Source organism: Streptomyces sp. 184 (genome assembly GCF_045781775.1).
Classification (GTDB): Bacteria; Actinomycetota; Actinomycetes; order Streptomycetales; family Streptomycetaceae; genus Streptomyces.
Window position 1 is genome coordinate 2,193,485 of the sequence record NZ_CP123230.1, and the last position, 17,382, is coordinate 2,210,866.

General features: G+C 75.2%; 14 protein-coding genes. 9 read left to right on the forward strand and 5 right to left on the reverse strand.

Features of this window, described 5'->3' with window-relative positions:
- Window positions 1-63: 63 nt before the first annotated feature.
- Window positions 64-852 carry an Fpg/Nei family DNA glycosylase gene (locus QBL21_RS09425; RefSeq protein WP_407561585.1) on the reverse strand — a complete coding sequence of 263 codons (789 nt, stop codon included), beginning with the start codon at window positions 850-852 and terminating at the stop codon, window positions 64-66.
- Between the two features lie 147 nt (window positions 853-999).
- Here QBL21_RS09425 and QBL21_RS09430 point away from each other — a divergent pair, with 147 nt between their 5' ends.
- Window positions 1,000-2,613, forward strand: a complete 1,614-nt coding sequence (locus tag QBL21_RS09430) for a histidine kinase (RefSeq protein ID WP_407561586.1) — start codon at window positions 1,000-1,002, stop codon at window positions 2,611-2,613.
- 50 nt (window positions 2,614-2,663) lie between these two features.
- Window positions 2,664-3,317, forward strand: a complete 654-nt coding sequence (locus QBL21_RS09435; RefSeq protein ID WP_407561587.1) for a response regulator — start codon at window positions 2,664-2,666, stop codon at window positions 3,315-3,317.
- Between the two features lie 215 nt (window positions 3,318-3,532).
- Here the strand turns inward: QBL21_RS09435 and QBL21_RS09440 are convergent, their stop codons facing one another.
- Complete coding sequence (locus QBL21_RS09440; RefSeq protein WP_407561589.1) at window positions 3,533-8,323, reverse strand: ATP-dependent helicase; 4,791 nt, start codon at window positions 8,321-8,323, stop codon at window positions 3,533-3,535.
- 47 nt (window positions 8,324-8,370) lie between these two features.
- Here QBL21_RS09440 and QBL21_RS09445 point away from each other — a divergent pair, with 47 nt between their 5' ends.
- The 3 genes from QBL21_RS09445 (at window position 8,371) to QBL21_RS09455 (ending at window position 10,451) form a co-directional block, all read left to right on the forward strand.
- Window positions 8,371-9,222, forward strand: a complete 852-nt coding sequence (locus QBL21_RS09445) for an AraC family transcriptional regulator (RefSeq protein ID WP_407561590.1) — start codon at window positions 8,371-8,373, stop codon at window positions 9,220-9,222.
- Between the two features lie 84 nt (window positions 9,223-9,306).
- Window positions 9,307-10,146 (forward strand): AzlC family ABC transporter permease, encoded by an 840-nt coding sequence (locus QBL21_RS09450; RefSeq protein WP_407561592.1) that lies wholly within the window; start codon window positions 9,307-9,309, stop codon window positions 10,144-10,146.
- Entirely contained in the window at window positions 10,143-10,451 is a 309-nt protein-coding gene (locus tag QBL21_RS09455) for an AzlD domain-containing protein (protein ID WP_407561594.1), read from the forward strand. Before QBL21_RS09450 ends, QBL21_RS09455 begins: the two co-directional genes overlap by 4 nt.
- A 167-nt stretch (window positions 10,452-10,618) precedes the next feature.
- Here the strand turns inward: QBL21_RS09455 and QBL21_RS09460 are convergent, their stop codons facing one another.
- On the reverse strand, window positions 10,619-11,524 hold the full coding sequence (locus tag QBL21_RS09460) for a hypothetical protein (RefSeq protein WP_407561596.1): 906 nt from the start codon (window positions 11,522-11,524) through the stop codon (window positions 10,619-10,621).
- A 91-nt stretch (window positions 11,525-11,615) separates the two neighbouring features.
- Between QBL21_RS09460 and QBL21_RS09465 the strand changes: the two genes are divergently transcribed.
- The gene (locus QBL21_RS09465; RefSeq protein ID WP_407561597.1) at window positions 11,616-11,810 is read left to right on the forward strand and encodes a DUF3046 domain-containing protein; all 195 of its coding nucleotides are present in this window, start codon (window positions 11,616-11,618) and stop codon (window positions 11,808-11,810) included.
- Window positions 11,811-11,846: 36 nt separating this feature from the next.
- A complete protein-coding gene (locus QBL21_RS09470) occupies window positions 11,847-13,169 on the forward strand; it encodes an AI-2E family transporter (protein ID WP_407561598.1) in 1,323 nt (440 codons plus the stop codon).
- On the opposite strand, the gene QBL21_RS09475 is transcribed toward QBL21_RS09470, so the two are convergent.
- Together QBL21_RS09475 and QBL21_RS09480 are read right to left on the reverse strand one after the other, a co-directional pair.
- Window positions 13,166-14,590, reverse strand: a complete 1,425-nt coding sequence (locus tag QBL21_RS09475; RefSeq protein WP_407561599.1) for a sensor histidine kinase — start codon at window positions 14,588-14,590, stop codon at window positions 13,166-13,168. The two genes, QBL21_RS09470 and QBL21_RS09475, sit on opposite strands and share 4 nt — an antisense overlap.
- Window positions 14,591-14,602: 12 nt before the next feature.
- Window positions 14,603-15,355, reverse strand: coding sequence for a response regulator transcription factor (locus QBL21_RS09480; RefSeq protein WP_407561600.1), 753 nt, complete (start codon window positions 15,353-15,355; stop codon window positions 14,603-14,605).
- 259 nt (window positions 15,356-15,614) lie between these two features.
- On the opposite strand from QBL21_RS09480, the gene QBL21_RS09485 reads away from it, so the two are divergent.
- Both QBL21_RS09485 and QBL21_RS09490 read left to right on the forward strand, forming a co-directional pair.
- Complete coding sequence (locus tag QBL21_RS09485) at window positions 15,615-16,394, forward strand: amino acid ABC transporter ATP-binding protein (protein ID WP_407561601.1); 780 nt, start codon at window positions 15,615-15,617, stop codon at window positions 16,392-16,394.
- A 36-nt stretch (window positions 16,395-16,430) separates the two neighbouring features.
- Complete coding sequence (locus QBL21_RS09490) at window positions 16,431-17,273, forward strand: glutamate ABC transporter substrate-binding protein (protein WP_407561602.1); 843 nt, start codon at window positions 16,431-16,433, stop codon at window positions 17,271-17,273.
- The last annotated feature ends 109 nt before the right edge of the window (window positions 17,274-17,382 follow it).

A 17,382-nucleotide genomic window follows, 5' to 3' on the forward strand; every position in this document is an offset into this window, starting at 1 on the left:
CGGGCTCGCGGCCTGTCCGCCGCGGGTGGCCCTTCCGTCTTTCCGCGCGCCCCGCCGCGGCGGTCATCCGCCCGGCTGGCAGTGCGGGCACCAGTACGTCACGCGCTCGTCCGACGTCTCCCCCTGCGCACGCCTGCGCACCGCCGTGCCGCAGCGCAGGCACGGCCTGCCGCCGCGGCCGTAGACCCACAGCCGGCGGTCGGGGCGCCGGCTGGGCGTCGTCGTACGGGCCACGCGGTCCCGGTTCGCCTCCAGCAGCCGCCGGGCGGCGGCGACGAGCCGGGCGGGCTCGGGGAGCGCGGAGACCGGGGCGTACGGGCTGACGCCGGCCAGGAAGCACAGCTCCGACTTGTAGACGTTGCCGATCCCCGCGAGATTGCGCTGGTCGAGCAGGGCCTCGCCGAGCGGGCGGGCGGGGTCGGCGAGCAGCCGCCGCTCCGCCTCCGCCGGGTCCCAGTCGGGGCCGAGCAGGTCGGGGCCGAGGTGGCCGACGACCCGGTCCTCCGCCGCGGTGCGCAGCAGCTCCAGCACGGGCAGGCGGTAGCCGACGGCGGTGCGGTCGGCGTTGCCGAGGACCGCGCGGATCTGGTGCCCGGGGCCGCCGCGCCAGCGCTCCCCGTCCGCGTACAGCCTCCAGGCGCCCTCCATCCGCAGATGCGAGTGCAGCGTGAGGCCGCCCTCGACGCGGGTCAGCAGGTGCTTGCCGCGCGGCACCACCTCGGTGACCTCGCGGCCGGTGAGGTCGGCCGTGGCCAGCTTGGGCACGCGCAGGTCGCAGCGGGTCAGCCGGCGGCCCGCCAGCGCCTCGTGCAGCAGGCGGGCGGTGCGCCAGACGGTGTCTCCTTCGGGCACGCACCCATCGTGCCAGGGCGGGGGCGTACGGGCCCGGCGTGAGGGGGTGGGGACAGACCCACCCTGGTCCGGGGCCTGCGGGGGCGGTGGCGGGGGTGCCCCACGGGACACGATGGGCGGCATGATGAGGACCGAAGGGGAGGCACCATGAGCAGGTTGCGGCCGTACGTGACCGCGCAGGGACGCGCCATCGTACTGGTGGCGCTGGCGGCGGTGGAGGCCGTGGCGCAGGCCGTCATGCTCGCCTCGCTGGTGCTCGCCTTCGGGCTCGGGCTGCTCTTCCTCTTCCCCTTCGGGGTGGCGGTCGCCCGCGCCACCGCGGCCGCCGCCCGCGCGCTGACCGGCCGCTGGACGGGGCGGCCGATAGCCCAGCCGTACCTGCCCGAGCCGCCGCGCCTGCGGCCCGGGCCCGACGGCCGCTACCGGCACCTGGGCATCGGCTACCGCAGCCCCACGCTGCCGGAGTTCTTCGAGCGCGTACACCGGCTGCTGTCCGACCGCGCGACCTGGCGGGACACGCTGTGGCTGGTCGCCGACCCGGTCGTGGGCCTGGCGATGGCCGCGCTGCCGCTGATCGCCGTCGGCTACGGGCTGTTCGGCATGGCGCTGCCGCTGCTGTGGGACCCGTCGTACCCCGGGGACACGCTCACCGACTACGCGGGCGTCGAGGTCGCCTCGCAGGGCACCGCACTCGCGCTGGTGCCCGTGGGGGCCGCGCTCGTCGTCGCCGGGCTGTGGGCCGGGCCGCGGGCGATGGCGCTGCACGGGCGCTGGACGCGGTCGCTGCTGGCGCCGACGCGGGCGTCGGAGCTGGCGCTCCAGGTCGCCGAGCTGGACCAGAAGCGCACGGCGGCCACCGACTGGCAGGCGTCGGAGGTGCGGCGCATCGAGCGGGACCTGCACGACGGGCCGCAGGCCCGGCTCGTCGCCCTCGGCATGACGGTCTCGGCGGCGGAGGAGCTGGTCGACGACGACCCGGCGGCGGCGAAGGTGCTGCTGCGGCAGGCGCAGGAGTCGTCGTCCGCGGTGCTCCAGGAGCTGCGCGGGCTGGTGCGGGGCATCCATCCGCCGGTGCTGGCCGAGCGGGGTCTCGGCGACGCCGTACGGGCGCTGGCGCTGGACAGCGCGCTGGAGGTACGGGTCGAGGTCGACCTGCGCGGGCAACTGCCGGACCCGGTGCAGTCCGCGGCGTACTTCGCGGTGGCGGAGATCCTGGCCAACGCGGGGAAGCACGCCGGGGCGGACCGGGTGGACATCGACCTGTGGCACCGCGACGGGGTGCTGTGCGTGACGGTCACCGACGACGGGCGCGGGGGTGCGGCGCCGACCGCGGGCGGCGGGCTGCGCGGCGTGGAGCGGCGGATCAGGCCGTTCGACGGGGTGCTGGCCGTCTCCAGCCCCGAGGGCGGGCCGACGACGGTGGCGGTGGAGATCCCGTGCCCGACGGGGGAGGACCGCTGCGATCCGGAGCAGGCCGCCGCCTGCGGGCCGGGGGGCGCCCGGGGGCGTGCGGCGGGGCGCGGGGAGCTGTGGCTGACGGCGCTGGCACCGGTACTGTGTTCCGTCGCGCTGTTCCCGCAGGGGCTGGTCGCGGGGCTGCTGCTGGTCTTCGGTACGGACAGCAGGTCGTGGTTCCTGGCGCTGTACATGCCGGAGCCGCTGCGCTGGCCGACGGTGCTGGCGATGGTGGCGCTGGGCCTGACCGGGGTGCCGCCGCTGCTGCGGCGGCTGCGGAAGAGCGGTGCGGCGCAGCAGTGCTGACGGGGGAACGTGCGGCCGTCCCGGCGGGCGGGGCGGAAAGGAGCGGGACAGTGCGAGTCGTCCTGGCGGAGGACCAGTACCTGCTGCGGGACGGGCTGACCCGGCTGTTGCAGGCGCACGGCATGGAGATCTGCGCGGCGGTCGAGTCCGGGGACGAGCTGCTGGCGGCGCTGCGCGCCGAGCGGCCGGACGTGGCGGTGGTCGACATCCGGCTGCCGCCGACGTTCACGGACGAGGGCCTCCAGGCGGCGCTGGCGGCCCGGCGGGAGCGGCCCGACCTGCCGGTGCTGATCCTTTCGCAGCACGTGGAGCAGTTGTACGCGCGGGAGTTGCTGGCGGACGGCCGCGGGGCGGTGGGGTATCTGCTGAAGGACCGGGTGTTCGCGGCGCGGCAGTTCGTGGACTCGGTGCGGCGGGTGGCCGAGGGCGGCACGGCGATGGACCCGGAGGTCATCGCGAAGCTGCTGGCGAGCAACGCGCGGGACGAGCCGCTGGGGCGGCTGACGCCGCGCGAGCGGGAGGTACTGGCGGGGATGGCGGAGGGCCGCTCGAACGCGGCGATCGCGCGCTTGCTCTTCCTCTCGGAGGGCGCGGTGAGCAAGTACACGACGAGCATCTTCGCGAAGCTGGACCTGGCCCCGTCGGACGACGACAACCGCCGGGTACGGGCGGTGCTGACGTATCTGAACGGCCGGGTGGAGTAGCCGCGGGGCGCTGCGACGGGCGCGGCGGCCCGGGCCGGTCGGGTGGGTGCCGCGGGCACGGGGCCCGTGCGGCGGTTGCTTCCGCACGGGCCGTGGGCCGGGTATCGCCACGGTGCGGGGCCGGGTGTGGTGGACACGCGGCACCGGCACGCCTTCGGCACCGGATGGCGGGCCCGGTTCCGCCGCCGGCAGGGGAGCGTACCCCGCTCGGGGCGTCAGGACCTGATGCGCAGGCCCCGGGGGGTCGCCAGGAAGCCCGACTGCTCCAGGAGCGTGCCCAGCGGGGAGTCCAGGGCCGAGGTGGCGTTGATGCGCTCCACCGTCGCCGTACGGCCCAGGGCCCCGCCCCTGGCCGCCGCCGCCAGCGCTTCGGCCGCCGCGGTGAGGCGCGGGTCGTCCGCCGGGGGCCAGGCCAGCAGCGTGCGGCCACCGCGCTCCACGTACAGCGCGAGGTCGCCGTCCGCCAGCACCACCAGCGCGCCGGCCTTCCGGCCGGGCTTGTGCGTCGTGCCGGGCGGGGGCTCCGGCCAGGGCAGGGCGGCCCCGTACGCGTTCGCCGGGTCCGCCGCCGCCAGCACCAGCGCCCGCTGCCCGCCGCGGGCCGGACCACCCGCGCCGTACGGCCGTGGGCCGCCGCCCCGCGGACGGCCGCCGCGACCGTCGCTCAGCGTGTGCCCGCCGTACGGGCCCGCCGGCCCCTCCTCGTCCACGAACCCGTCGCCCTCCGGCGCCGCCGCCGCGGCGTCCGCGCCGCCCCCGCGCTCCCGGCTCGTGGCCACCGCCCGCAGCCGGTCCACCGCGCCGTCCATCGCGAACTGCGCCGCGCCCAGCCCCTCCACGACGTACCCGCGGCGGGCCTGGCCGGTCTCCTCGAACGCCGCCAGCACCCGGTACGCCGCCGAGAAGCCGCCCTCGACGCCCTCGGCCGACACCGCGCCGCGGGTGACGATCCCGTGCCGGTCGAGCAGCGTGCGGGCCAGCGCATGCGCGCGGTGCGTGGTGTCCGGCTCGCGCTCGGGCAGCAGGGACCAGCGGCCGGAGACCGTCGGCGGCCCGTTCCGCGACGCCGTGCGCGCGGCGCCCGCGACCGCCAGGCTGCCGTAACGCCCGCGCGGCGTGGGCCGCTTCGCGCGGTGCGCGGTCGCGCCCGCGGTGCGGCCGGAGCCGAGGAGGGCGCGCAGCGGGCCGAGGGTGTCGTTCGTCAGCCGCCCGGACCAGGCCAGGTCCCACACGGCGTCGGCGAGCTGCGCGTCGGTGGCGTCGGGGTGGGTGGCACGCACCTGCTCGGCGATCTGCCGGAAGAAGAGCCCGTACCCGCCGGTCAGCGCGGCCAGCACCGCCTGGTGCAGCGGCGTGACCTCCAGCGGATGCGGCTCGTGCAGCAGCAGCGGCGCGGAGTCCGCCGGATACAGGGAGATCCAGCCGTCCTTGCCGGGCAGCGCACCGGCGCCGGCCCACACCACCTCGCCCGAGTTCGTCAGCTCGTCGAGCATCGTCGGTCCGTACCCCGCGACCCGCGACGGCAGCACCAGCTTCTCCAGCGCCGACGCCGGCACGGGCGCACCCTGGAGCTGCTCCACCGCCCGGACGAGGCCGTCGATGCCGCGCAGGCTGTGCGTGCCCAGGTGCTGCCACTGCGGCAGGAACGCCGCGAGCGCGGCCGGGGCGACGGGCTCCAGCTCCTCGCGCAGCGCGGCCAGCGACCGGCGCCGCAGCCGCCGCAGCACCCCGGCGTCGCACCACTCCTGGCCGATGCCCGCCGGATGGAACTCGCCCTGGACGGTCCGCCCCGCCGCCGCGAGGCGCTGGAGCGCGCCGTCGGTGACCGCCGCACCCAGGCCGAAGCGGGCGGCGGCCTGACCGGAGGTGAACGGGCCGTGCGTACGGGCGAAGCGCGCCAGCAGGTCGCCGAGCGGGTCGGCCACCGGCTCCGTGAACGCCTCCGGCACGCCCACCGGCAGCGCCGTGCCCAGCGCGTCCCGCAGCCGGCCCGCGTCCTCGACGGCCGCCCAGTGGGCCGTCCCCGCAAGCCGCACCCGGATCGCCCGGCGGGCGCCCTCCAGCTCCCGCACCCACGCCGGCTCCGCCCCGCGCTCCGCCAACTCCTCGTCCGTCAGCGGCCCGAGGACGCGCAGCGCGTCCGCGACGCCCTCGGCGTCCTTGACCCGCCGGTCGTCCGTACGCCACTGAAGCTCGCGCTCCAGCTCCGCCAGCACCTCGGCGTCCAGCAGCTCGCGCAGCTCCGCCTGCCCCAGCAGCTCGGCGAGCAGCCGGGAGTCCAGCGACAGCGCCGCGGCCCGGCGCTCGGCCAGCGGCGAGTCGCCCTCGTAGAGGAACTGCGCGACATAGCCGAAGAGCAGCGAGCGGGCGAACGGCGAGGGCTCCTGCGTCGTCACCTCCACCAGCCGCACCCGGCGGTTCTCGACGTCGCCCATCAGCTCCGTGAGCCCCGGGACGTCGAAGACGTCCTGGAGGCACTCGCGTACCGCCTCCAGCACGATCGGGAACGAGCCGAACTCGCTGGCCACCTGGAGCAGTTGCGAGGCGCGCTGCCGCTGCTGCCACAGCGGCGTGCGCTTGCGCGGGTCGCGGCGCGGCAGCAGCAGCGCGCGGGCCGCGCACTCGCGGAACCGGGAGGCGAACAGCGCGGAGCCGCCCACCTGGTCGGTGACGACCTGGTCGACCTCGCCCTTGTCGAAGAGGACGTCGGCCGCGCCGACCGGCGACTGCCCGTCGTCCCCCGCGGCGTCCGCAGCCGCGCCGCCGGGCGCCGGGTCGACGTCCAGCAGATCGAGCCCCATCAGATCGGTGTCGGGCAGCCGCAGCACGATGCCGTCGTCGGCGTGCATCACCTGGGCGTCCATCCCGTACCGCTCGGTGAGCCGGGCGCCGAGCGCCAGCGCCCACGGGGCGTGCACCTGCGCGCCGAACGGCGAGTGCACCACCACCCGCCAGTCGCCCAGCTCGTCCCGGAAGCGCTCCACGACGATCGTCCGGTCGTCCGGTACGTGTCCGCAGGCGGCGCGCTGCTCCTCCAGATACGTGAGCACGTTCCCCGCGGCCCAGGCGTCCAGCCCCGCCGCCCGAAGCCGCTGCTGCGCCGCCTGCCGGTCCATGCCGCCCAGCTCGCGCAGGAACGCGCCCAGCGCCCGCCCCAGCTCCAGCGGCCGGCCCAGTTGGTCGCCCTTCCAGAACGGCAGCCTGCCCGGCACCCCCGGGGCGGGGGAGACCAGCACCCGGTCGCGGGTGATGTCCTCGATCCGCCACGACGTCGTGCCCAGCGTGAACACGTCGCCGATCCGTGACTCGTAGACCATCTCCTCGTCCAGCTCGCCGACCCGGCCGCCGCCCTTCTTCGGATCGGCCCCGGCGAGGAAGACGCCGAAGAGGCCGCGGTCCGGGATCGTGCCGCCGGAGGTGACGGCGAGCCGCTGCGCGCCCGGGCGGCCCTTGACCGTCTGCGCCACCCGGTCCCACACCACGCGCGGGCGCAGCTCGGCGAAGGCGTCGGAGGGATAGCGGCCGGCGAGCATGTCGAGCACGGCCGTGAACGCCGACTCCGGCAGCGCCGCGAACGGCGCCGCCCGCCGCACCAGCGCCAGCAGCTCCTCCACGTCCCACACGTCCATGGAGGTCATGGCGACGATCTGCTGCGCCAGCACGTCCAGCGGGTTGGCCGGGATCCGCAGCGCCTCGATGGCACCCTCGCGCATCCGCTCCGTGACCACCGCCGACTGCACCAGGTCACCGCGGTACTTGGGGAAGACCACGCCGCGCGACACCGCGCCCACCTGGTGCCCCGCGCGGCCCACGCGCTGGAGCCCGGACGCCACCGACGGCGGCGACTCGACCTGCACGACCAGGTCCACTGCGCCCATGTCGATGCCCAGCTCCAGGCTGGACGTGGCGACCACCGCCGGCAGCCGGCCCGCCTTCAGGTCCTCCTCCACCTGCGCCCGCTGCTCCTTGGAGACCGAGCCGTGGTGCGCGCGGGCGATCACCGGCGGCGCGCCCTGTGCCGCGCCGGACTGGGCCATGATCTCGGCGGGCGGCGGCGCGTCCTCCGCCAGCGGCTCGCCGGTCGCGCGCTCGTACGCGATCTCGTTCAGCCTGTTGCACAGCCGCTCCGCGAGCCGGCGCGAGTTCGCGAAGACGATCGTCGAGCGGTGCTCCTCCACCAGGTCGACGATGCGCTCCTCCACATGCGGCCAGATGGACGGCCGGTCGGCGCCCGCACCGTCGTCCTGCACGGGCGAGCCGCCCAGCTCCCCCATGTCCTCGACGGGCACCACCACCGACAGGTCGAACCGCTTCTCCGACGGCGGCTGCACGACCTCCACCCGCCGCCCCGGCGACAGGAACCGCGCCACCTCCTCCACCGGCCGGACCGTCGCCGACAGGCCGATGCGGCGCGCGGGCCGCGGCAGCAGCCCGTCCAGCCGCTCCAGGGAGAGCGCCAGGTGGGCGCCGCGCTTCGTGCCCGCCACGGCGTGCACCTCGTCCAGGATCACGGTCTCCACCCCGGACAGCGCGTCCCGCGAGGCGGAGGTCAGCATCAGGAACAGCGACTCGGGCGTGGTGATGAGGATGTCCGGCGGGCGGTTGGCGATCGAGCGGCGCTCGGCCGCAGGAGTGTCCCCGGAGCGGATCGCGACCCGCACCTCCGGCTCCGGCCGGCCGAGGCGGACGGCCTCCTGGCGGATGCCCGTGAGCGGGCTGCGCAGATTCCGCTCCACATCCACGGCGAGCGCCTTCAGCGGCGACACGTACAGCACGCGGCAGCGCTTGCGCGCCTCGGCGGGCGGCGGGACGGACGTCAGCCCGTCGAGCGCGGAGAGGAACGCCGCCAGCGTCTTGCCCGAGCCCGTGGGCGCCACGACCAGCACGTCCGAGCCCTCGCCCAGCGCCCGCCAGGCGCCTTCCTGGGCCGCCGTGGGCGCGGCGAAGGCGCCCTCGAACCACGCCCGCGTCGCCGGGTCGAACGTCTCCAGCACGGATCTCGCCATGTGAACCATCGTGCACCCGACCACTGACACCCAGCACACTTGTCCCCATGGGGTCGCGTACGGCGCGGGCGTCGGGCGACGCCGACGGCGAGTGGGCCCGGCACTGGCGCTATACCAGCCTGCCCGGCCTCGACCTGCTGCGTGCCCGCTACGTCGGGCACACCTTCCCCGCCCACTCGCACGACGGCTACGTCTTCGGCGCCGTCACCGCCGGCGTGGAGGCCGTCGGCATGCCGGACGGCGTGCTCCTCGCCGGTCCGGGCACGGTCGTCATGATCAACCCCGAGGTGCCGCACACGGCCCGCGCCGGCGCCGCCGAGGGCTGGTCGTACTCGACGCTCTACCCGTCCGCCGGCCTGATCGCCGAGGTCGCGGCGGAGGTCACCGCGATCCGCGGCACCGCGGGCTTCGGCGAGCCCATGGTCGACGACCCCGGCGGGGCCCGCCTCATCGTCGAGGTGCACCGCGCCGCGGAGGAGGACGACCCCCTGGCCGCCGACAGCGTGCTGCGCGTCGTGCTGGCCCGCCTGCTGCGCCGCCACGGCGCACGGCTCCCGGGGCGCGTGGTGGCGTCCGCGGGCGCGCGGACCGCGGCGCGGGCGCGGGCGGTGCTGTACGAGCGGATGGCGGCGCCGCCGACGCTGGAGGCGCTGGCGGCCGAGCTGGGCACGTCGCCGTTCGCGCTGCTGCGGGCGTTCAAGGAGGCGTACGGCACGCCGCCGCACCGCTGGCTGACCGACGCCCGGGTACGGCGCGCGCGGCGGCTGCTGGACGAGGGGCTGCGGCCGTCGGAGGCGGCGGTGACCGTGGGGTTCACCGACCAGCCGCATCTGAACCGGCACTTCACCCGCATCGTGGGCGTACCCCCGGGCGCGTACCGGCGGGAGCGGGCCGGCTGAGCGCGGCCCCGGCCGGGACACGCGTCCCGGGGCGCGCAAGAACGTACAAGACCGGCCGCGCCCCGGCCGCATAACGTCCGGCGCATGGCCACAGAAGCACAGCCGCCGCCCACCGCCGATCCCGCGCCCGAGGACCGCGCCGCCCTGCGCGACGGGCTGGGGGTCGGGGTCGCCGTCGGGCTCTCCGGGTTCGCGTTCGGCGTCACCGCGGCCGGGGCCGGGCTCAGCGCCGCGCAGGCGTGCGCGATGAGCCTGCTGATCTTCACCGGCGCCTCGCAGTTCGCCCTCGCCGGTGCGGTGGCCGCGGGCGGCGGCCCGTTCGCCGCCGCGGCCGGGGCGTTCTTCCTCGGCGTACGGAACGCGTTCTACGGGCTGCGCCTGGCGCCCATGCTCCGGCTGCCCCGCGCCGTGCGTCCGCTCGCCGCCCAGTGGGTCATCGACGAGACGGCCGTCGTCACCATCGCCCAGCCCACCCGCCGCGCCCAGCGCATCGGCTTCGTCGTCACCGGGCTGACCCTGTACGTCTGCTGGAACGTCACCACCCTGGTCGGCGTGCTCGGCGCCGAGGCCATCGGCGACACCGGCGCCTGGGGCCTGGACGCCGCGGGTCCGGCGGTGTTCCTGGCGCTGGTGGGGCCGATGCTGACCGGGACCGTGGAGCGGGCCACCGCGCTCGTCGCCGTCGCGCTCGTGCTCGGCACGCTGCCGGCGCTGCCCGCGGGGACGCCGGTGCTGGTGGCCGCGCTGGCGGCGCCGCTGGTGCTGGCGCTGCACGGCGGACGCCCGCGCGGGCGCGCGCGTGGCGAGGCGGCGGACGGTGCGGAGGGTGCGGACAGGGCGGACAGTGCAGACAGGGCGGACAGTGCGGACAGTGCGGTCGCGGCGGACGCTGAGGACGTGCGGAAGACCGGGGGTGCCGCGTGAACACCTGGCTCGCGATCGGGCTGACCTTCGCCGGCTGCTACGCGGTCAAGCTGCTCGGCGTCTCCGTCCCCTCGGGCGCCCTGGAGCGCCCCCTCGTGCGGCGCCTGGCCGCCCTGCTGCCCGTCGCGCTGCTGGCGGCGCTCACCGCGCAACAGACCTTCGCCGACGGCACGACGCTGGTCTTCGACGCCCGGGCCGCGGGGCTCGCGGCGGCCGGGGCCGCGCTGCTGCTGCGGGCGCCGTTCCTGGTCGTCGTGGCCGCCGCGGTGATCGTCACCGCGGCGGTACGGGCCGTGGCCGGCTGACGGACCCCGGGGCGTGCGCGGGCCGACAAGGGCCGGTGCCCGCGCCCGCCCCGATTCACCGCACGCCCCGGCCCGTCCCGTACGCTCCGAGCCCGCCCCGTACGCCCGGCCCTCGCGTCCGTACGCCCGCAGCCCCACCGCACGCCCCCGTCCCGCCCCGCGCGCCCTCAGATGCGTCCGTACGCCCGCAGCGTCAGCAGCGCCTCCAGCGTCGCCCTCGGCCGCGCCTCCAGCTCCGCCCCCGGCGACCAGCGCCGCCATGCCACCGGCCACCCACCGTCCGCCCGCTGGTTCGCCGCCAGGAAGTCCAGCGACCGCGCCATCTCCGCGTCGCTGAACCACCGCCGCGCCAGCGACCCCGGCCGCCGCGCGAAGTCGTGCGGGTGGTGGTGCTCGCCCGGCGCGTGGCCCTCCGCGGCCGGCTCGGCGCCCGCCGCGCCCGGCTCCAGCAGCACCAGCCGCTCGGCGCGCACCAGCCGGCCCAGCCGGTCCGCGGCGGCCTCCGCGCGCCGCCGGTCGGGCACGTGGTCGAGGAAGGAGACCGCGGCCTCCGCCTCGTACGGGCGGCTGCCGCGCAGCGTCTCGACGGCGTGCCAGCAGAAGTCGGTGGCGCGGAAGAGCCAGGCGTGCCAGATGTCGTTGCGGTGCAGCAGCCCCACGACCGGCGCGGTGGTCAGCAGCGCGCTCGGCGGGGCCGCGGGTACCGGCAGCCACGGCGCGGCCGGATAGCCGCGCAGCGAGGGGTGCACGGCGGGCAGGGCGCCGTCGGCGTTGGAGACGGCGGTCAGGTACCGGCAGACGTCCTCGGCGCGGCGGCCGGTGCAGCGGCCGAGGGAGTCGAGGATCCGCAGCGCGTGCACGGTGTGCAGCGGCTGGCTGACCGGGCCGCGCAGATCGGGGTCCAGGGCGTGCCCGTAGCCGCCGTCGGCGTTCCGGTACGCCTCCAGCGCCGTCTCCACCCCGTCGGCGTCGGCGCCGCCGGGCACGAAGTGGTGGGCGAACCGGCGCTGCTCCAGCACGCGTGCGGTCAGCCAGATGAACTCTGCGGCGCGGGCCTGTGGGGAGTCAGCCATGGGGCGACGTTACGATCACCGTGGCACCGGCCGGGAGGTCAACGGGCCGGGAGCACTCTCAGGTGCACGTTACGGGCGGGATAATGGACGCATGCGGTTGACGGTCTTCTGGCAGCGGATGCGCGACTACTTCGGCGAGCCCTACGTCGACTCCTTCGCCAGCGACCACGTGATGTCCGAGCTGGGCGGTCGTACGGTCCGCGAGGCGCTGGACGCCGGCTGGGCCGCGCGCGACGTCTGGCGCGGGGTGTGCGCCGCGATGGACATCCCGGCGGAGATGCGCTGACGGGGCCGCCGGCGCGGTCGGCCACACTGGTGCTCCATGGCTCCATCGGCTGCTTCCGACGACACCGCTCGCGCACGAGAGACGCCCGCCGCCCCGTCTGCGCCGGGCACGCCCCCCGGCGGCGGCGCCCCGCCCGCGGACGGCCGCGAGCGGATGCCCGCCTGGCTGCCGCGCGCCATCGTGCTCGCGCTGGCCCTGTTCGCCTGCTTCCACGTCGCGGAGTGGGCCTTCCACGAGCTGTACGGGCTGCTGCTCAACATCGTGGTGGCCTTCTTCATCGGGCTGGCCTGCGAGCCCGCAGTCGACCGCCTCGCCGCCCGCGGCATGCGCCGCGGCGTCGCCACCGGCGTGGTCTTCCTCGGCGTGCTGCTGGCCGCCGCGGCGTTCGTCGCCGCCCTCGGCTCGCTGGTCGCCGACCAGATCCGGCTGATCGTCGAGAACTTCCCCGACTACGTCGCGTCCCTCGTCGAGTGGATCAACGACCGCTTCGGCACCGAGCTGCGCGTGGACGACCTCCAGCAGGACTTCCTCAAGTCCGACGTCGTACGCGACTACCTCCAGCGCAGCGCCGACAACGTCTGGGGCATCTCCACCACCGTCCTCGGCGGCCTGTTCACCACGCTGACCGTGGTGCTGTTCGCCTTCTACTTCACCGCCGAGGGCCCGCGGCTGCGCCGCGCGATCTGCTCCGTACTGCCGCCCGCGCGGCAGGCCGAGGTGCTGCGCGCCTGGGAGATCGCGGTCGCCAAGACCGGCGGCTACCTCTACTCGCGCGGCCTGATGGCGATCGTCTCCGGCATCGCCCACTACATCGCCATGATGCTGCTCGACGTGCCGTACGCGCCGGCGCTCGCGGTGTGGGTGGGGGTCGTCTCGCAGTTCGTGCCGACCGTGGGCACGTACATCGCAGGGTCGCTGCCGGTCCTGCTGGCGTTCACCGTCGGGCCGTGGACGGCGCTGTGGCTGCTCGGCTTCGTGATCCTGTACCAGCAGTTCGAGAACTACCTGCTCCAGCCGCGCATCACCGCCAGGACCGTGGACATCCACCCCGCGGTGGCCTTCGGCTCCGTCGTCGCCGGGGCGGCGCTGCTGGGCGCGGTGGGCGCGCTGATCGCCATCCCGGCCACGGCGACGCTCCAGGCGTTCCTCTCCGCCTACGTACGCCGCTACGAGGTCGACGCCCGCGTCCACGACGACGGCCCGAAGCGCCGCCGCGGCCCGGCCCGGCTGGCCCGGATACGCACCGCGCTCCGGCGCCACTCCGCACGACCGGCCCAGGAACCCCCCGGCGAGGACTCCGCCAGCGCTCCCGGCAACACCTCCGGCAGCGTTCCCGGCGACGACCCGCGCGAGCCCTAGCCGGCGCCCTGCGCGCCCCGCGCCGGCGCCGTCCGCGACACCGCGATCGTCACCCGGAGGCCCTTCGGCTCGTTGCGTTCGTACGAGATACGTCCCCCGCCCGCCGCCAGCAGCGCCCGGGCGATGGACAGCCCCAGACCCGACCCGGAGACGTTCTGATGCCGTCCGCTGCGCCAGAAGCGGTCGCCGATGCGGCCCAGCTCCTCGTCGGTGAGCCCCGGCCCGCCGTCGGCGACCGCGACGGTCACCGTGTCCCCGTCCGCGTCCACCCGCACCTCCACCTCGCCGCCCTCCGGCGAGAACTTCACGGCGTTGTCGACCACCGCGTCCAGCGCGCTGGACAGCGCCACGGGGTCCGCCCAGCCGGTCACGGCCGGGGCGCCGGAGAGGAACAGCCGTACGTCCTGTCCCTCGGCCAGCGGACGCCAGCTCGCGACCCGCTCCGCGGCCAGCCGGGCCACGTCGGTCACCCGCAGGTCGGCGGGGGAGTGCTCGGCCAGCGCCAGGTCCAGCAGGTCGTCCAGCACCCGGGCCAGCCGGGTGCCCTCCGCCTGCACCGACTCGATCTCCGCCGCCGCCCGCGGCGCCTCCAGCCGCAGCAGCTCGATGCGCAGCAGCAGCGCGGACAGCGGGTTGCGCAGTTGGTGGGAGGCGTCGGCGACGAAGGTGCGCTGCTGCTCCAGCACGTCCTCGACGTTGTCGGCCATCTCGTTGAAGGAACCCGCGAGCCGGCGCAGCTCCGGCGGCCCGCCGGCGGCGGCGACGCGGGACTTCAGCCGGCCGGTGGCGATGTCGTGGGTGGCCTTGTCGAGCACGCGCACGGGCCGGAGCACCCAGCCGGTCAGCCGGTACGCGGCCGCCACCGCGACCGTCATGGCGGCGGCGATGCCCGCGCCGAGCCACAGCCAGCCGGTGAGGGTCCGCGAGCGCATGGCCCCGGTGGGCGAGTCGGTGACCACGACGGCGACCACGTCCCCGTCCCGTACGACCGGGGAGGCGACCGTCAGCCGGCCGTCCTGCCAGGGCCAGACCTGCGGCGGGTCGTGGCTGCGGCGGCCGGCCAGGGACTCGGAGAAGGCCCGCTCGCCCTCGCGCGCCGCCATGGCCCGCCAGCCGGCGGGGGCGGCGGCCATCGCGGAGCGGTCGCGGTAGTAGACGCCGGCGCGGATGCCGTAGAGGTCGTGGTAGCGGCGCAGCTCCTCCTGGAGCGCGTGCAGCCGCTCGTCCTCGGCCGGCGGGCGGGCCTCGCTGCGGGAGGAGACGTACTGCGCGAGCGAGGCGAAGCGGGCGGTGTCGTCGATACGGTCCACGATCACGCGCTGCTGCTCCTGCCCGGCGATCCGGTCGGCGAGCGGGAAGCCGAGCGCGAGCAGCATGCCCGCCATGAGCACGATGAGCAGGGGGAGCAGCCGGGTACGCATACGGGGAGGGCCTCAGCCGGCCGGCGGGGGCACGAGGCGATAGCCGACGCCGCGCACCGTCTCGATGAGCGCGGGCAGGCCGAGCTTGCTGCGCAGGGAGGCGATGTGGACCTCCAGGGTCCGGCCCGTACCCTCCCAACTGCTGCGCCACACCTCGCTGATGATCTGCTCCCGCCGGAACACCACACCGGGGCGCGCCGCGAGCAGCGCGAGCAGGTCGAACTCCTTGCGGGTGAGCTGCACCTCGGCGCCCCCGACGCTGACCCGGCGCGCCTGCGGTTCCAGCGTCACGGGGCCCACGACCAGCGGCGTCGCGGGATCGTCGGCCCGCTCGGCGGCCCCGGAGGCCCCGCCCGCGCCCGCACCGCCCGCCCCGCCAGGCGGCTCCGGCTCCGCCGCGGCGGTGCGCCGGGCGACGGCGTGCACGCGCGCGAGCAGCTCGCCCGTGTCGTACGGCTTGACGACGTAGTCGTCGGCGCCCAGGTTGAGGCCGTGGATGCGGGACCGCACGTCCGCGCGCGCCGTCACCATGATCACGGGCGTGCCGGTGAGCTTGCGGATACGTCCGCACACCTCGAAGCCGTCCTGGTCGGGCAGCCCCAGGTCCAGCAGCACCACGTCGAACGGGGCCAGCTCGCTGTGCAGCAGCTCCTGAAGTGCCTCCTGGCCGCTGTGGGCCATGCCCACCTCGAAGCCGTGCCGGGCCAGCACCGCGGAGAGCGCGGTGGCCACGTGGTCGTCGTCCTCGACGAGCAGCAGCCTCATCGACCCTCCCGTTCCCTCTCTCGCGTATCGTCTCAGCCCGCACACGAATACAGGCGGACAGCGCCCCGCCTCGTCAAGTCCTGGCAGGTCACCCAGCGGTTTCCGTTATGTGACCGGCACGGAGAGCGGCGTCCCGATTCCACCTATTGTGTCCGATTGCAGCCGGATCGTTATGCTCAATTTCCCCTCAGATGTGATGACGCTGGTCGAGGCTGCTCACTAAGGTCCAGGCAACCGAAGAGGACGGAGCAAGACGCGGATGACCGAGGTTTCGACGGCCAAGGACGCCGTTCCGGCGACGGGCGAACCGCTGGTCGTGCTGGACAACGTCAACAAGCATTTCGGTGCGCTGCACGTGCTCCAGGACATCGACCTGACGATCGCGCGCGGCGAGGTCGTCGTCGTCATCGGGCCTTCCGGGTCCGGGAAGTCCACGCTGTGCCGCGCGATCAACCGGCTGGAGCCCATCGACTCCGGGCGTATCACCCTGGACGGCAAGCCCCTGCCCGCCGAGGGCCGTGAGCTGGCCAAGCTCCGTGCCGACGTGGGCATGGTCTTCCAGTCCTTCAACCTCTTCGCCCACAAGACCGTGCTCCAGAACGTGACCCTGGGGCAGGTCAAGGTCCGCAGGAAGGACAAGGCGGCCGCGGAGACCTCCGCCAGGGCCCTGCTCGACCGGGTGGGCGTCGGCAACCAGGCGGACAAGTACCCCGCACAGCTCTCCGGCGGCCAGCAGCAGCGGGTGGCGATCGCCCGCGCGCTGGCGATGGAGCCCAAGGTGATGCTCTTCGACGAGCCCACCTCGGCGCTCGACCCCGAGATGATCAACGAGGTGCTGGAGGTTATGCAGCAACTCGCCCGGGACGGTATGACTATGGTCGTCGTCACACACGAGATGGGCTTCGCCCGCTCCGCGGCGAACCGGGTGGTCTTCATGTCCGACGGCCAGATCGTGGAAGAGACGACGCCCGACCAGTTCTTCACCAACCCTCGCAGCGACCGGGCGAAGGACTTCCTGTCGAAGATCCTGCACCACTGAGCTGCCGGCAACACACCAGACAGAAGGATGCTCACCATGAATCTCCGCAAGGTCAGCGCGGCGGCTGCCTGCGCACTCGCCCTCTCCGTCACCGCGGCCGCGTGCGGCTCCGACGACGACAGCGGCGACAGCGGTGACGGCGGTGGCGGCAAGGACTCCATCACCATCGGCATCAAGTTCGACCAGCCCGGTCTCGGCCTGAAGGAGCCCGACGGCTCGTACTCGGGCTTCGACGTGGACGTGGCCACGTACGTGGCCAAGGAACTCGGCTTCTCCGAGGACCAGATCGAGTGGAAGGAGGCGATCAGCGCCGACCGCGAGACCATGCTGGAGCGCGGCGACGTCGACATGATCGCGGCCACCTACTCGATCACGGACGAGCGGGAGCAGAAGGTCGACTTCGCGGGCCCGTACCTGCTGGCCCACCAGGACCTGCTGATCCGCGCCGACGACGACATCACCAAGGGCGAGGACCTCAACGGCAAGACGCTCTGCTCGGTCACCGGCTCCACCTCGGCGCAGAACGTCAAGGACACCATCGCGCCCAAGGCCCAGCTCGCCGAGCGCCCCGGCTACTCCGAGTGTCTCGACGCGGTCGCCAACGGCTCGATCGACGCCCTGACCACCGACGACTCCATCCTCGCCGGCTACGCCGCCCAGGAGGCGAACAAGGGCAAGTTCAAGCTCGCCGGGCTGAACCTGAGCAACGAGAACTACGGCGTCGGGGTCAAGAAGGGCGACGAGAAGATGAAGACCGACATCGACGCCGCCCTGGAGAAGATGGTCTCCGACGGCTCGTGGGAGAAGTTCATGGACGCCAACCTCGGCCCCGCGAACTACGACTTCGAGCCCGCGCCGAAGATCGGCGACATCAAGTAGCGACCCCAGTGCACCGCCGCCACCGCGGCGGCGGTGCGACCGCACTGTCAGAGCGGTGGTGCGCCGCCCGCACGGGGTGGCACACCACCGCGCCCACTTAAGGCGAGAG

Excerpts from the sequence above, each read along its gene's own strand:
- QBL21_RS09430 (WP_407561586.1), top strand. The coding sequence starts at position 1,000 with ATGAGCAGGTTGCGGCCGTACGTGACCGCGCAGGGACGCGCCATCGTA.
- QBL21_RS09440 (WP_407561589.1), bottom strand. The coding sequence starts at position 8,323 with ATGGCGAGATCCGTGCTGGAGACGTTCGACCCGGCGACGCGGGCGTGG.
- QBL21_RS09445 (WP_407561590.1), top strand. The coding sequence starts at position 8,371 with ATGGGGTCGCGTACGGCGCGGGCGTCGGGCGACGCCGACGGCGAGTGG.
- QBL21_RS09450 (WP_407561592.1), top strand. The coding sequence starts at position 9,307 with ATGGCCACAGAAGCACAGCCGCCGCCCACCGCCGATCCCGCGCCCGAG.
- QBL21_RS09460 (WP_407561596.1), bottom strand. The coding sequence starts at position 11,524 with ATGGCTGACTCCCCACAGGCCCGCGCCGCAGAGTTCATCTGGCTGACC.
- QBL21_RS09465 (WP_407561597.1), top strand. The coding sequence starts at position 11,616 with ATGCGGTTGACGGTCTTCTGGCAGCGGATGCGCGACTACTTCGGCGAG.
- QBL21_RS09470 (WP_407561598.1), top strand. The coding sequence starts at position 11,847 with ATGGCTCCATCGGCTGCTTCCGACGACACCGCTCGCGCACGAGAGACG.
- QBL21_RS09475 (WP_407561599.1), bottom strand. The coding sequence starts at position 14,590 with ATGCGTACCCGGCTGCTCCCCCTGCTCATCGTGCTCATGGCGGGCATG.
- QBL21_RS09480 (WP_407561600.1), bottom strand. The coding sequence starts at position 15,355 with ATGAGGCTGCTGCTCGTCGAGGACGACGACCACGTGGCCACCGCGCTC.
- QBL21_RS09485 (WP_407561601.1), top strand. The coding sequence starts at position 15,615 with ATGACCGAGGTTTCGACGGCCAAGGACGCCGTTCCGGCGACGGGCGAA.
- QBL21_RS09490 (WP_407561602.1), top strand. The coding sequence starts at position 16,431 with ATGAATCTCCGCAAGGTCAGCGCGGCGGCTGCCTGCGCACTCGCCCTC.